At 69.2% G+C, this 14421-nt stretch carries 13 protein-coding genes; all 13 read left to right on the forward strand.

Annotation, left to right across the window (positions count from 1 at the left end):
• Window positions 1-43 precede the first annotated feature (43 nt).
• The 13 genes from thrB (at window position 44) to atpE (ending at window position 14387) form a co-directional block, all read left to right on the forward strand.
• Window positions 44-964, forward strand: a complete 921-nt coding sequence (thrB, locus tag ACFWU9_RS28820) for a homoserine kinase (protein ID WP_384323504.1) — start codon at window positions 44-46, stop codon at window positions 962-964.
• Window positions 965-1356: 392 nt separating this feature from the next.
• Complete coding sequence (rho, locus tag ACFWU9_RS28825; RefSeq protein ID WP_384323506.1) at window positions 1357-3447, forward strand: transcription termination factor Rho; 2091 nt, start codon at window positions 1357-1359, stop codon at window positions 3445-3447.
• Between the two features lie 194 nt (window positions 3448-3641).
• Window positions 3642-5333: a trypsin-like serine protease gene (locus tag ACFWU9_RS28830; RefSeq protein WP_384323508.1), complete on the forward strand. Its 1692-nt coding sequence runs from the start codon at window positions 3642-3644 to the stop codon at window positions 5331-5333.
• A 204-nt stretch (window positions 5334-5537) separates the two neighbouring features.
• Window positions 5538-6641 carry an LCP family protein gene (locus tag ACFWU9_RS28835; protein ID WP_384323510.1) on the forward strand — a complete coding sequence of 368 codons (1104 nt, stop codon included), beginning with the start codon at window positions 5538-5540 and terminating at the stop codon, window positions 6639-6641.
• Between the two features lie 178 nt (window positions 6642-6819).
• Window positions 6820-7047: a 50S ribosomal protein L31 gene (gene rpmE / locus ACFWU9_RS28840; RefSeq protein WP_189105450.1), complete on the forward strand. Its 228-nt coding sequence runs from the start codon at window positions 6820-6822 to the stop codon at window positions 7045-7047.
• A gap of 113 nt (window positions 7048-7160) precedes the next feature.
• Window positions 7161-8252, forward strand: a complete 1092-nt coding sequence (gene prfA, locus ACFWU9_RS28845; RefSeq protein WP_384323512.1) for a peptide chain release factor 1 — start codon at window positions 7161-7163, stop codon at window positions 8250-8252.
• Window positions 8253-8382: 130 nt separating this feature from the next.
• Window positions 8383-9222 carry a peptide chain release factor N(5)-glutamine methyltransferase gene (prmC, locus tag ACFWU9_RS28850; protein WP_384323562.1) on the forward strand — a complete coding sequence of 280 codons (840 nt, stop codon included), beginning with the start codon at window positions 8383-8385 and terminating at the stop codon, window positions 9220-9222.
• Between the two features lie 182 nt (window positions 9223-9404).
• The gene (locus ACFWU9_RS28855) at window positions 9405-10052 is read left to right on the forward strand and encodes an L-threonylcarbamoyladenylate synthase (protein WP_189105448.1); all 648 of its coding nucleotides are present in this window, start codon (window positions 9405-9407) and stop codon (window positions 10050-10052) included.
• Window positions 10049-10690: a low molecular weight phosphatase family protein gene (locus ACFWU9_RS28860; protein ID WP_023538645.1), complete on the forward strand. Its 642-nt coding sequence runs from the start codon at window positions 10049-10051 to the stop codon at window positions 10688-10690. The genes ACFWU9_RS28855 and ACFWU9_RS28860 overlap by 4 nt, the downstream gene beginning before the upstream one ends.
• A 198-nt stretch (window positions 10691-10888) precedes the next feature.
• Window positions 10889-12352, forward strand: a complete 1464-nt coding sequence (locus tag ACFWU9_RS28865; RefSeq protein ID WP_384323515.1) for an MraY family glycosyltransferase — start codon at window positions 10889-10891, stop codon at window positions 12350-12352.
• Between the two features lie 265 nt (window positions 12353-12617).
• Entirely contained in the window at window positions 12618-13031 is a 414-nt protein-coding gene (locus ACFWU9_RS28870) for a hypothetical protein (RefSeq protein WP_384323517.1), read from the forward strand.
• 216 nt (window positions 13032-13247) lie between these two features.
• Window positions 13248-14084 carry a F0F1 ATP synthase subunit A gene (gene atpB / locus ACFWU9_RS28875; protein ID WP_384323564.1) on the forward strand — a complete coding sequence of 279 codons (837 nt, stop codon included), beginning with the start codon at window positions 13248-13250 and terminating at the stop codon, window positions 14082-14084.
• 72 nt (window positions 14085-14156) lie between these two features.
• On the forward strand, window positions 14157-14387 hold the full coding sequence (atpE, locus tag ACFWU9_RS28880; protein WP_242571200.1) for an ATP synthase F0 subunit C: 231 nt from the start codon (window positions 14157-14159) through the stop codon (window positions 14385-14387).
• Window positions 14388-14421 lie beyond the last annotated feature (34 nt).

The following is a 14421-nucleotide window of genomic DNA, read 5'->3' on the forward strand; positions in this document are numbered from 1 at the left end:
GTTCCGCCTTCCTCGCAGTCACACAAGGAGAGTCGTCTAAGCGATGGCCGGTCCCGCTTTCCGCGCCGCCGCCGTACGGGTGCGCGTCCCCGCCACCAGCGCCAACCTCGGGCCGGGATTCGACGCCTTCGGCCTGTCGTTGGGGCTCTACGACGACGTGGTCGTACGCGTCGCCGACGCCGGGCTGCACATCGACATCGCCGGCGAGGGCGCCGAGACGCTGCCCCGGGACGAGAACCACCTGCTCGTACGGTCCCTGCGCACCGCGTTCGACCTGCTCGGCGGCCAGCCGCGCGGTCTGGAGGTCGTCTGCGCCAACCGCATCCCGCACGGCCGCGGCCTGGGCTCCTCGTCGGCCGCGATCTGCGCCGGGATCGTCGCCGCGCGCGCCGTCACGATAGGCGGCGACGCGCGACTCGACGACACGGCGCTGCTGGAGCTCGCCACCGAGATCGAGGGCCATCCCGACAATGTCGCGGCCTGTCTGCTCGGCGGATTCACGCTCGCCTGGACCGACGGAGGAGCGGCCCGGGCCATCCGGATGGAGGTCGCCGACACGGTGGTCCCCGTGGTGTTCGTGCCCGACCGACCCGTTCTGACCGAGACCGCGCGGGGACTGCTCCCGCGCTCCGTCCCCCATGTGGACGCGAGTTTCAACGCGGGCCGCGCGGCCCTGCTCGTGACGGCCCTGACCAGGCGTTCCGACCTGCTGCTCGCGGCCACCGACGACCGGCTCCACCAGGAATACCGCGCCCCCGCGATGCCGCGGAGCGTGGAGCTCGTGAACCGGCTGCGGGCCGACGGCGTCCCCGCGGTCATCTCGGGCGCGGGCCCCACGGTCCTCGCGCTGACCGAGGACAGCGCGGCCGACAAGGTCGTACAGCTGGCCGGCGAGGGCTGGGCGGCCCACAGGCTCGGCCTCGACGGTACGGGGGCGAGTGTTCTGCCGCTGGGTTCTCAGTGACGGTGGATTGCCGGTGAGTGAGAGGGGGAATGTTTGTTGGAGCCGGTAGTGTTAACCTCAAGTCTGCACCCGAAGTCTTTGTGGCTCGGTGCTTCGCGTCCCCATTCGGGACCACCATTCTTCCGGGAGCCTCCCCAACTGCCTGAGCAGCCTGCCTGAGCAGTTTTGAGCACGCCCCGGAACCGGCACGACACCCCTCGCTATGCCCAGGAGTGGGCCGAGCAGGGGGACCTCGGGCCGGACCCATTGCACGTACGCAAGTCTTCCGCCGTACCCGGCGGGACCATCGCCCCGTCCGTGGCCGGTGATCGACACGATCACAACCCGCGGTCGGACAGCACAACCGGTCGCCGAGCCAGAAGGCCGACGTCCGCTCCAGGGAAGGACCCTTCGTGAGCGACACCACCGATCTGATGGGCGTGACTGCCGACAACAGCGTCGACACCACCGCGCCCGCCGAAGGTGCTGCCACTGGCACCACCTCACGGCGCCGCCGCTCCGGCACCGGCCTCGACGGCATGGTCCTGGCCGAGCTGCAGCAGGTCGCGTCCGGCCTCGGCATCAGGGGCACCGCGCGGATGCGCAAGAGCCAGTTGATCGAGGTCATCAAGGAGGCGCAGGGCGGCGGTTCGTCGGCCCCGAAGAGCGCCGAGACGACCGCCGGCGACGCCGAGGCGAAGCCCAAGCGGCGCGCGACCTCCAAGGCGCGCACGGGCGACGCGGCCCCGGCCGCCGACGCCCCCGCCGACAAGCCGGCGGACACCTCCGCCGACCGGGCCCAGGCCCCGGCGGAGAAGGCCGACCAGGCCGACACGCAGATCGACATCCCGGGCCAGCCGGCCAGCGACGACCAGCCCGCGGGCGAGCGTCGCCGGCGCCGTGCCACCGCGCAGGCGGGCAGCCCGGACAGCAAGACCGAGAGCCGCGCCGAGTCGGGCACCGACACCGTCGTGGACGAGCGGCCCGACACCAGGGCCGAGGCCGCCGTCTCCGCCTCCGACCGGACCGACGCCGACGGGCGCCGCGGCGACCGCCAGGAGCGCGGCCAGCGGGGCGAACGCGGCGAGCGGGACCGCGGGGAGCGCGGCGACCGGCAGAGCCGCCAGCGCGAGCGCCGGGGCAAGGGCGACGACCAGCAGGGCGGCGGTCAGCAGACCGGCGGCCAGCGCCAGCAGCGCCAGAGCCAGGGCGGCGGCCAGAACCAGGGCAACGGGCCGCAGGACGACTTCGACGACGAGGCGGGCGGCCGTCGCGGCCGTCGCGGCCGGTACCGCGACAGGCGCGGACGTCGTGGCCGCGAGGAGTTCGGCGGCGGCGGCGAGCCGCAGGTCGCCGACGACGACGTGCTGATCCCCGTCGCGGGCATCCTCGACATCCTCGACAACTACGCGTTCATCCGGACCTCCGGCTATCTGCCGGGCCCGAACGACGTGTACGTGTCACTCGCCCAGGTCCGCAAGAACGGCCTGCGCAAGGGCGACCACGTCACCGGCGCCGTGCGCCAGCCCAAGGACGGCGAGCGCCGCGAGAAGTTCAACGCGCTGGTGCGCCTGGACTCCGCGAACGGCATGGCGGCCGAGTCCGGCCGCGGCCGGCCGGAGTTCCAGAAGCTCACCCCGCTCTACCCCCAGGACCGGCTCCGGCTGGAGACCGACCCGGGTGTGCTGACCACGCGGATCATCGACCTCGTCGCACCGATCGGCAAGGGCCAGCGTGGTCTGATCGTGGCCCCGCCGAAGACCGGCAAGACCATGATCCTCCAGGCCATCGCCAACGCGATCACGGTCAACAGCCCCGAGTGCCACCTCATGGTCGTCCTCGTCGACGAGCGTCCCGAAGAGGTCACCGACATGCAGCGGTCGGTGAAGGGCGAGGTCATCTCCTCGACCTTCGACCGGCCCGCCGAGGACCACACCACCGTCGCCGAGCTCGCCATCGAGCGCGCCAAGCGGCTCGTGGAGCTGGGTCACGACGTGGTCGTCCTGCTCGACTCCATCACCCGTCTGGGCCGCGCGTACAACCTCGCCGCCCCGGCCTCCGGACGCATCCTGTCCGGTGGTGTCGACTCGACCGCGCTCTACCCGCCGAAGCGCTTCTTCGGCGCGGCGCGCAACATCGAGGACGGCGGCTCGCTGACCATCCTGGCCACCGCGCTCGTCGAGACCGGCTCGCGCATGGACGAGGTGATCTTCGAGGAGTTCAAGGGCACCGGCAACATGGAGCTCAAGCTCGACCGGAAGCTCTCGGACAAGCGCATCTTCCCGGCGGTGGACGTCGACGCGTCCTCCACCCGTAAGGAAGAGATCCTGCTCGGCAGCGACGAGCTGGCCGTGGTCTGGAAGCTGCGCCGGGTGCTGCACGCACTCGACCAGCAGCAGGCGATCGAGTTGCTTCTGGACAAAATGAAGAAGACGAAGTCGAACGCGGAGTTCCTGCTCCAGATTCAGAAGACGACTCCGTCGCCCGGTAACGGCAACGACTGAGACAGCTTTTCGGGAATCCCGTCCCGATTGTTCAACTTGCCGATGGATCCGCCCCGTTACTCCGGTGACGGGGCGGATTTCTGCCTGTAATATCCGACAGGCCGTTCCATCCCCCCACACGGCGCCAAACCAATTCCCTTGATTAGTGGGAGATTTGCGTGCGTGTGTCGCTTCAGGGCCGACCGGCCCGGAAAATGCGAAGACTGATTGCCGCCGGTGCGGCCACCCTTGCCGTGCTCGCCGGCGGACTGTCGGCGACCACCGCCCAGGCCGTCGACGCCGGCGGCGAGAAGTTCCTGCCGCCCAAGGGCGCCGAGGTCATCAGTTCCAAGGAAGCCTCACCCCGGATCATCGGCGGCACGAACACCTCCATCAGCAGCGCGCCCTGGATGGTGCAGCTGCTTTTCGAGTACGACAACGACGGATACTTCTACTTCAACTGCGGCGGCACTCTCGTCGCGCCCAACAAGGTTCTTACGGCGGCGCACTGCGTCACCGACGAGAACGGCAAAGCGCTCGACATGGTCGGCCACGGCATGATTCTGGCCGGCACCGCCAAGCTCGCCGGCGGTCCGAACGACGAGGGCACCGCGGTCACGATCAGCCGCAGTTACGTCGCGGGCTCGTACAACGCGGACGCGATCGACAACGACTTCGCGCTGCTCACCCTCTCCAAGCCGCTGACCAACACCCCGGCGCAGCCCGCGCCGTACGGGGACACCGCCAGGTACGCGGCGGGCACCACCGCCACCACCTACGGCTGGGGCATGATCGGTTCGAACCCGGACCTCGATCCGCTGTCCGACACCCTCCAGCGGGTGTCGCAGCCGCTGCGCTCGGACGCCGAGTGCACGGAGAACCTCGACACCGCGCTCAACATCCCGGGCGCCTACAAGCCCGGCCACATGATCTGCGCGGGCGAGGGCGGCACGGGCGACAACAGCACGGGCAGGGCGACCTGCCCGGGCGACTCCGGCAGCCCCATGATGGTGAACGGCCGGATCATCGGCATCACCTCCTGGGGAGTGGCCACCGCCTCCGAGGTGTGCAACCTGAACGGCCTGTACGACGTGTACACGAAGGTCTCGACGTACATGCCGGCCATCCAGCCGCGGGTGGACGACGCCAACTTCAGCCGTGACCACCGGGCGGACCCCTGGGCCCGCACGACCTCGGACGGCAAGGCGTACACGTTCAGCTCCACCGGTGAGAAGCTCGCCGCCCGCAAGGCGTTCACCGGCACGTTCAGCGCCTACAACCTGGTCCTCCAGACCGACCTGAACAGGGACGGTCACGAGGACCTCGTGGCCCGGGGCAACTCCGGCGACGTGTACTGGCTGCACCGCTCGGTGAGCAGTGCCACCTATGTGAAGACCAAGATCTTCTCCGGCTGGAAGACCTTCCGCGCCATCGTCACCCCCGGCGATGTCACCGGTGACGGCAAGCCCGACGTGGTCGCGGTCGCCTCCACCGGACAGCTCCGGCTCTACCCGGGCCTGGGCAACGGCAAGTTCAGCGCCTCCACCCCGGTCGGCACCGGCTACCAGGCCTACAACCAGGTCCGCGGCCACGGCGACCTGACCAACGACGGCAAGCCGGACCTGCTCGTCAGGCGCGGTGGCACCAACGCCGTCTACCTGGTCAAGGGCACCGGCAGCGCCACCGCCCCGTTCGCCGCACCGGTCCAGGTCCGTCCCGACTGGTCCCTGTACAACCTCGTCATCACTCCCGGTGATGTGAACGGTGACGGCAAGGCCGATGTCCTCGTCCGTACCAACGGCGGCACGCTGACGCTGCTCAAGGGCACGGGCAAGACCACGTCCGAGATCTTCGCCACACCGGTGAGCCTCGGCACCGGCTGGAGCGGCTACTACTCGATCGCCTGAAACCCCAGGTGAGGGCCTGACCGGTCACTCACCGCATCCGCTCGACCCTGTGGCCCCCGCTCCGGCGGGGGCCACAGCGTGTTGTGCGACGCTGCCAACTGCCTCGCACAACGGGCCACGGACGACGACCGTGCCTGAACACCGTGACAGGGGGTAGCCGCACACGCCACGAGGCCGAGGCGGGCGACGAGAGCTGAGGAGCACATGGGCGACCAGAGCAGAGGCGGACGAATACGCGCGACCGGAGCGCGCCGCAGGAAGCCGGGCGCGGGCCGGCGCGCCATGACCGTGGCCGCGTGGGCGGCAGCGGCCCTGGTCCTCTTCGGCGGATCCGGTCTCGGTTACGTGTACGTCAAGCTCAACGGCAACATCAAGGGCATCGACATCAACGCCAGGCTCGGCACCGACCGCCCCGTGGACGTCGACAACGGCTCGATGGACATCCTCGTACTCGGCTCGGACTCACGCTCCGGCGCCAACTCCTCGTACGGCCGCGACCAGGGCGGCGCCCGCTCCGACACCGCGATGATCGTGCACGTCGACGAGGGCCACCGGACGGCCAGTGTGGTCTCCGTACCGCGCGACACGATCGTCGAGCGCCCCGACTGCGAGAACGAGGACGGCGGCACCGCGGACGGCGCGCGGCGCGCGATGTTCAACACGGCGTACGAGGTCGGCGGCCCGGCCTGCGCGGTGAAGACCGTCGAGAGGATGTCCGGCATCCGCATGGACCACTACATCGAGGTCGACTTCACCGGCTTCAAGCAGCTCATCGACGAACTCGGCGGCGTGGAGCTCACCACCACGGAGGCCATCGACGACCCCGAGAGCCATCTCAGGCTCGAACCGGGCGCCCACACCCTCGACGGTGAGCAGGCGCTCGGCCTCGTCCGCACCCGCCACAGCGTCGGCGACGGCAGCGACCTCGGCCGGATCCAGCTCCAGCAGGCGTTCGTCAAGGCGCTGATCACCCAGGTCGGGGAGATCGGTCTGCTCAGCAGCCCCAAGAAGCTGTACGACATCGGCGACACCGCGACCCGCGCGATCACCCCGGACTCCGAGCTGGACACGGTCAAGGAGCTCGCGTCCTTCGCGGGCGGCCTGAAGAACCTCGGGGCGCGGGACGTCAACATGATCACGCTGCCCGTCCGGTACGACCCGGCGGACCCGAACCGCGTCGTACCGCTGGAGAAGGCGTCCGAGCAGGTATGGGCCGCGCTGCGGGCGGACCGGCCGATACCCGCGTCGGCGACCGCGGACTCCGCGGGCGACAAGGGCGACGCGTCGGACGTGGTCACGGGCGGATGACGGTGCGCGCGGACCGGCCGGCGGGCGCCGTCACGGCGGAATAGATCCGCGACCACCCCGGTTTTGGAGATACGGCCGGTCCTGGCAGACTGGTCCGTCGGCCCCGGTTCACGTACGAGCATCCGCGCGTGCGACCCGGCGCCTCCTCGCCAGGCGAGGACGTTCCTGAGGAGACACCTTGAAGCGCGACATCCACCCCACGTACGTCGAGACCCAGGTCAGCTGTACCTGCGGTGCGTCGTTCACCACTCGCAGCACGATCGAATCCGGCACCGTCCGTGCCGAGATCTGCTCCGAGTGCCACCCGTTCTACACGGGCAAGCAGAAGATCCTCGACACCGGTGGCCGCGTGGCCCGCTTCGAGGCCCGCTTCGGCAAGGCTGCCGCCGGCTCCGCCAACAAGTAGCGAGCCAATTGCGCCGGTTCTCGGCGCCCCTGCCCTGGGGCGCCGAGGCCGGCGCTTTGCCGTCCCGCAGCACCTTCGCGCAGCACTCACGTACGCAACCCAGGAGCCCCCGAATGTTCGAGGCGGTCGAGGAACTGGTCGGCGAGCACGCCGACCTGGAGAAGAAGCTCGCCGACCCGTCGGTCCACACGGACCAGGCGCACGCCCGCAAGCTCAACAAGCGGTACGCCGAACTGACCCCGATCATCGGGACGTACCGCGCCTGGAAGCAGACCGGGGACGACATCGAGACGGCCCGGGAGTTCGCCGCGGACCCCACGGACTCGTCGGCCGGTGACTTCGCCGCCGAGGCCAAGGTGCTGGAGAAGCAGCGCGACGAACTGACCGAGAAGCTCCGGCTGCTGCTCGTCCCGCGTGACCCCAGCGACGACAAGGACGTCATCCTGGAGATCAAGGCGGGCGCGGGCGGCGACGAGTCCGCGCTGTTCGCCGGCGACCTCCTGCGGATGTATCTGCGCTACGCCGAGCGCGTGGGCTGGAAGACCGAGATCATCGACGCCACCGAGTCCGAGCTCGGCGGTTACAAGGACGTCCAGGTCGCCGTGAAGACCAAGGGCGGCAACGGCGCCACCGAGCCGGGACAGGGCGTCTGGGCGCGGCTGAAGTACGAGGGCGGGGTGCACCGCGTCCAGCGGGTGCCCTCCACCGAGTCGCAGGGCCGGATCCACACCTCGGCGGCCGGTGTCCTCGTGACGCCGGAGGCGGAGGAGGTCGACGTGGAGATCCTCCCGAACGACCTGCGGATCGACGTCTACCGCTCGTCGGGCCCCGGTGGCCAGTCCGTCAACACGACGGACTCCGCCGTCCGGATCACGCATCTGCCCACCGGAGTCGTCGCTTCCTGCCAGAACGAGAAGAGCCAGCTCCAGAACAAGGAGCAGGCCATGCGTATCCTGCGCTCGCGGCTGCTCGCCGCGGCACAGGAGGAGGCGGAGAAGAACGCGGCGGACGTCCGGCGCAGCCAGGTGCGTACCGTCGACCGGTCCGAGAAGATCCGTACGTACAACTTTCCGGAAAACCGGATCTCGGACCACCGGGTCGGCTTCAAGGCGTACAACTTGGACCAAGTGCTCGACGGCGAGCTGGCGGCAGTGATCCAGGCCTGCGTCGACGCCGACTCGGCGGCGAAGCTCGCCGCCGCCTGAACCGTCCGTCACGTCCCTGCCGACCACGTCCCCCTCCCCGTCCACGTCTGAAGGAGGAACCAGCGTGCAGCCACCTTCTGGGGGGCCCAGCGACCCTCAGCGGCTCCGTCGCGGGCCCGCCCCCCGCAGTCTGCTGCTCGCCGAGGTGGCCCAGGCCACCCAGCGGCTGGCGGACGCCGGCGTGCCGTCGCCGCGGTTCGACGCGGAGGAGCTCGCCGCGTTCGTGCACGGCGTCAAGCGCGGTGAGCTGCACAGCGTCGTGGACGAGGAGTTCGACGCGCGCTACTGGGAGACCGTCGCGCGCCGCGAGGCCCGGGAGCCGCTCCAGCACATCACCGGACGGGTCTTCTTCCGGTATCTGGAACTCCAGGTCGGGCCAGGGGTGTTCGTGCCCCGGCCGGAGACCGAGTCCGTCGTCGGCTGGGCCATAGACGCGGTCCGCGCGATGGACGTCGTCGAGCCGCTGATCGTCGATCTCTGCTCCGGATCCGGCGCGATCGCGCTCGCCATGGCACAGGAGGTGCCGCGCTCGCGCGTGCACGCCGTGGAGCTGTCCGAGGACGCCCTCACCTGGACGCGGCGCAACGCCGAGGGGTCCAGGGTCACCGTGCACCGCGGAGACGCTCTGACGGCCCTCCCGGACTTCGACGGCCAGGTCGACCTGGTGATCTCCAACCCGCCCTACATCCCGCTCACCGAGTGGGAGTACGTGGCTCCCGAGGCACGTGACCACGACCCGGAGATGGCGCTCTTCTCCGGCGAGGACGGCCTCGACACGATCCGGGGCATCGAACGCACCGCGCACCGGCTGCTGCGGCCCGGCGGCCTCGTCGTCGTCGAGCACGCGGACACCCAGGGCGGACAGGTCCCGTGGATCTTCAACGAGGAGGCCGGCTGGGCGGACGCGGCCGACCACCCGGACCTCAACAAGCGCCCGCGCTTCGCGACGGCACGCAAGGCCATGCCGTGAGCGCCGGGTCACTCGCCGGAAAGCGCGCGAGCGAGCCTAAGGGGCGCGCCGCTGTCGAGAGGGAGAGCGCGCGGAGGTCCGCGAGGAACGGGCGGACCGGGCACGGTCGACCGTCGACAGGGGCACAGAGCGCCCCGGAGGCGAACCGAGCACACCGAACAACAAAGAGAGAGGGCCGTTAGATGGCACGGCGATACGACTGCAACGACGCGACCGACCGTACGACCGGTCTGCGTGAAGCCGCGTCCGCCGTCCGTCGGGGCGAGCTCGTCGTCCTGCCCACCGACACCGTCTACGGGCTCGGCGCCGACGCCTTCAGTACCGAGGCCGTCGCCGACCTCCTCGACGCCAAGGGCCGTGGCCGCAACATGCCCACGCCCGTGCTCATCGGCTCCCCGAACACCCTGCACGGCCTGGTCACGGACTTCTCGGAGCAGGCGTGGGAGCTCGTCGACGCCTTCTGGCCGGGCGCGCTCACGCTCGTCGCCAAGCACCAGCCCTCGCTCCAGTGGGACCTCGGGGACACCCGTGGCACCGTCGCGATCCGGATGCCGCTGCACCCCGTCGCGATCGAGCTGCTGACCGAGGTCGGCCCGATGGCGGTCTCCAGCGCCAACCTGACCGGACACCCCGCGCCGGAGGACTGCGACGCGGCGCAGGAGATGCTGGCGGACGCCGTGTCGGTCTATCTCGACGGGGGCCCGACTCCCGGCATCGTCCCGTCGTCGATCGTCGACGTGACCGGCAAGGTCCCGCTGCTGCTGCGCGCGGGCGCCGTCGACGCCGACGAGCTCCGCAAGGTCGTACCCGACCTCGAGGTGGCCAATTGACCGCCCCTGAGGGGCGTGGCATAGCGGGACTCCCCGACACCTTCCGCATCCTCCACGTCAGCACCGGCAACGTGTGCCGCTCGCCCATCACCGAGCGGCTGAACCGGCATGCCCTGAGCGACCGCCTCGGCGAGCGGCTCACGGGCGGGCTCATCGTGGAGAGCGCGGGAACCTGGGGACACGAGGGGGCCTCGATGGAGGCCAACGCGGAGGCCGTCCTGGCGGACTTCGGCGCGGACCCGTCCGGCTTCGTCGGACGGGAGCTGCTGGACGAACACGTGATCCGCGCGGACCTGGTGCTCACGGCGACCCGTGACCACCGCGCGCAGGTCATCTCGATGGGGCACTCGGCGGGCCTGCGGACCTTCACGCTGAAGGAGTTCACGCGTCTCGTACGGGCCATAGACCCGGCGACGCTGCCCGATCCGCTCGACGAGGGCGTGGTCGAGCGCGCCCGTGCGCTGGTGCGTGCCGCCGCCGCTCTACGCGGGTGGCTCCTGGCCCCGAACGCGGAGGCGGACGAGGTCTACGACCCGTACGGGGCCCCCATCACCTTCTTCCGCTCCATCGGCGACGAGATCCACCAGGCGCTCGATCCCGTGGTGACGGCGCTCACGGGCGTACCGACCCGGCACTGATCCCTCGCCGCTCGCACACCGTCGAACAGGGGCGACGTTCGGTGAGGAATTCGGCGGGGGATATGGTGAGACGAATTTGTGCAACCGACGCGGCGCCGTGTAAGTCCTTCATCATGTGGCCGCACGCATTCCGAAGGACCTCCTCTCCCAAGCTAGTGTGTGTGCCTCAGATGGCCGGCGATTCCTGTGGGGCAGCCTGTGCGTGATTACCTGCTGACGCTCTGCGTGACGGCCGCGGTGACTTATCTCCTGACCGGTCCGGTGCGGAAGTTCGCCATCGCGATCGGCGCGATGCCCGCGATCCGCGCCCGTGACGTCCACCGCGAACCGACACCGCGTCTCGGCGGTATCGCCATGTTCTTCGGCCTCTGCGCCGGACTGCTGGTCGCCAGCAACCTGGAGAATCTCAGCGGGGTCTTCGAGCGGTCGAACGAGCCCCGCGCGCTGCTCTCCGGAGCGGCGCTGATCTGGCTCATCGGTGTCCTGGACGACAAGTTCGAGATCGACGCCCTGATCAAGCTCGGCGGCCAGATGATCGCCGCGGGTGTGATGGTGATGCAGGGTCTGACGATCCTGTGGATCCCGGTACCGGGTGTCGGGACCGTCGCGCTGACGTCCTGGCAGGGCACGCTCCTCACCGTCGCGCTCGTCGTCATCACGATCAACGCGGTCAACTTCGTCGACGGACTCGACGGTCTCGCCTCCGGCATGGTCTGCATCGCCGCCGCGGCGTTCTTCCTGTACGCGTACCGGATCTGGTACGGCTACGGCATCGAGGCCGCCGCCCCCGCCACCCTGTTCGCCGCGATCCTGATGGGCATGGGCATCGGCTTCCTGCCGCACAACATGCATCCGGCCCGGATCTTCATGGGTGACTCGGGTTCGATGCTGATCGGTCTGGTGCTCGCGACGGGCGCCATCTCCGTGACGGGGCAGGTCGATCCGGACGCCCTGAAGATCTACGCGGACGGCTCGACCCGCGAGGCGACCCACGCCGCGCTGCCGGTCTTCATCCCGCTGCTGCTGCCGCTGACCATCATCGCGATCCCGGTCGCCGACCTGGTCCTCGCGATCGTGCGCCGCACCTGGAACGGCCAGTCGCCGTTCGCCGCCGACCGGGGCCATCTCCACCACCGGCTGCTGGAGATCGGGCACTCGCACAGCAGGGCCGTACTGATCATGTACTTCTGGTCGGCGCTGATCGCCTTCGGCGTGGTCCTGTACTCGGTCCACTCCTCGTCCACCATGTCGACGATGTGGATCGTGCTGGCGGTCGTCGCGCTGAGCGCCATCGGGCTGCTGCTCCTGCTCCTGCCCCGCTTCACACCGCGCGCCCCGCGCTGGGCCGAGGCCGTCGTGCCGCCCCGCTACCGGCGCCGCCGGCGAGCCGTCCAGGGGGAGTTGGCGGAGGCGGGGGAGAGCGGCGAAGCCGTGGAGCCCGTCCACGAGGAGCCCGTGCCGACGGGGGGCCGGCAGGGCGCCGGATCACAGGTGCCTCACGATTCCCGCCCGTCCGACGAGCCACATCCGTCCGGCGGTGTCCCGGCCGACGGTGTCCCGGCGGGCGACCCGTCCCCGGTCCCGGCGGGCGTCAACGGGGCGACCGCGATCGGGCCTCGATCTCGGTTCTCCGACCGGCGCAAGGCGGATTCGTCGTACTGAGAATTACCTCAACGGGCCCCATTACCAGACAAGAAGTCTCGTTGTCCGGCTCACACGCGCGGATTCGTCCTCATGTGTGACGGTCAGCACACCTTCATGGTAAAGACCTCATCAAATAGTTTGTGATACCGTTCACGAGACCCGGCGCCAGAGCCGAAGGACCGTAGTGCGACGGTCCGTTGGCCCGAGAACTCAACTCTCGGACCGGGCCTACGCTCGTCCATGACGACACCATCTGCCCCACCCAGCAAGCGGAGCTGCCGCCATGCCCTCGAACGACGTCCGGACTCTCCTCCAGGCCGCCGTACCCACCGCTGCCGTCGGCGTCGTCGCCGCGGTGGTCAGTGGTGTGGTCGCGGGCGGGAAGGGGGCCCTGGGTGCCGGTGTGGCCGCGGTGGTGGTGATCATCTTCATGGGTATCGGTCTCATCGTGCTGCAACGCACGGCCAGGTCGCTGCCGCATCTGTTCCAGGCGATGGGGCTGCTGCTCTACACGACCCAAGTGCTGGCGCTCTTCGTCTTCATGGCCGCGTTCAAGAACACCACCCTGTTCAACCCCAAGGCCTTCGCCCTGACGTTGGTGGTCGCGACCCTCGCCTGGATCGCGGCCCAGGCTCGTGCCCATATGAAGGCAAAGATCCTTTATGTCGAGCCGGAGAAGACGGGCACGTCGGCGTGAGAGGTAGGGGCGGGATAAGTGCGAGTTCGAGATCCTGCTATCGTCCGGTTCCAACTGCGGCATCGAGGGCGCGGGCTCCCCAGCTGACGCCTGCTCTTACGACGCGAGGCTCGGAGCAGCCCGGTCGCCGTTCCCACATCCGAAACACCAGTCCAGTGCCGAACCGCGGCTTCCCGCCGCGCCGACACAACGAGGTTGCCGTACCTATGCGCCATGTTGAAGGAGCCCGCGGTGAGTGCTGACCCGACGCAGGTGCTCGCCTTCGAGACCGACTGCCACATCTTCGAGGGCTGTGGCTTCCCGGCCCCCGGCCTGCATTCGTTCCTGTTCAAGCCCCTGGTGGGCGACGGGGACAGCAACTTGTACTTCAACAAGCCGATGCTGCTGGCGCTTCTCGGCTCGATCATCATCGTCGCCTTCTTCTGGGCCGCCTTCCGCAAGCCGAAGGTTGTCCCGGGCAAGCTCCAGATGGTCGCGGAGGCGGGCTACGACTTCGTCCGGCACGGCATCGTCTACGAGACGATGGGCAAGCGCGAGGGCGAGAAGTACGTCCCCCTGGTCGTCTCGATCTTCTTCTTCGTCTGGATGATGAACCTCTGGTCGATCATCCCGGTCGCCCAGTTCCCGGTGACGTCGATCATCGCCTACCCCATCGTCCTCGCACTCATCGTGTACGTACTGTGGGTCTCGCTGACCTTCAAGCGGCACGGCTTCGTGGGTGCGTTCAAGAACTTCACCGGTTACGACAAGTCGCTCGGCCCGGTGCTTCCGCTGGCCATGACGATCGAGTTCTTCTCGAACCTGCTGGTCCGCCCGTTCACGCACGCGGTGCGACTCTTCGCGAACATGTTCGCGGGCCACACCCTACTGCTGCTCTTCACCATCGCGAGCTGGTATCTGCTCAACGGTATCGGGATCGCGTACGCGGGTGTCTCGTTTGTGATGGTCATCGTGATGACGGCCTTCGAGCTGTTCATCCAGGCCCTTCAGGCGTACGTCTTCGTGCTGCTCACCTGCACCTATCTCCAGGGCGCGATCGCCGAGCACCACTGAGCCACCCACCTCAGCCCTCAGTCGTCCGATGGCCAACCCCCATCGGTCCGTGAAAGAGAAGGAAGAACTGGCATGTCCCAGAACCTTGCCGCCGTCTCCGGTTCGCTCGGCTCCATCGGCTACGGTCTCGCCGCCATCGGCCCCGGCGTCGGCGTCGGCATCATCTTCGGCAACGGCACCCAGGCCCTTGCCCGTCAGCCCGAGGCCGCCGGCCTGATCCGCGCCAACCAGATCCTCGGTTTCGCCTTCTGTGAGGCGCTCGCCCTCATCGGTCTGGTCATGCCGTTCGTCTACGGCGTGTGATCTTCTCGATCCGATCAGCACCACTAGACGAAAG

This window comes from Streptomyces sp. NPDC058653, from assembly GCF_042716895.1.
GTDB lineage: Bacteria > Actinomycetota > Actinomycetes > Streptomycetales > Streptomycetaceae > Streptomyces.

Coding starts and splice junctions, on each gene's coding strand:
- prfA (WP_384323512.1), top strand. CDS start 7,161: ATGTTCGAGGCGGTCGAGGAACTGGTCGGCGAGCACGCCGACCTGGAG.
- ACFWU9_RS28830 (WP_384323508.1), top strand. CDS start 3,642: ATGCGAAGACTGATTGCCGCCGGTGCGGCCACCCTTGCCGTGCTCGCC.
- ACFWU9_RS28870 (WP_384323517.1), top strand. CDS start 12,618: ATGCCCTCGAACGACGTCCGGACTCTCCTCCAGGCCGCCGTACCCACC.
- atpE (WP_242571200.1), top strand. CDS start 14,157: ATGTCCCAGAACCTTGCCGCCGTCTCCGGTTCGCTCGGCTCCATCGGC.
- ACFWU9_RS28855 (WP_189105448.1), top strand. CDS start 9,405: ATGGCACGGCGATACGACTGCAACGACGCGACCGACCGTACGACCGGT.
- ACFWU9_RS28835 (WP_384323510.1), top strand. CDS start 5,538: ATGGGCGACCAGAGCAGAGGCGGACGAATACGCGCGACCGGAGCGCGC.
- thrB (WP_384323504.1), top strand. CDS start 44: ATGGCCGGTCCCGCTTTCCGCGCCGCCGCCGTACGGGTGCGCGTCCCC.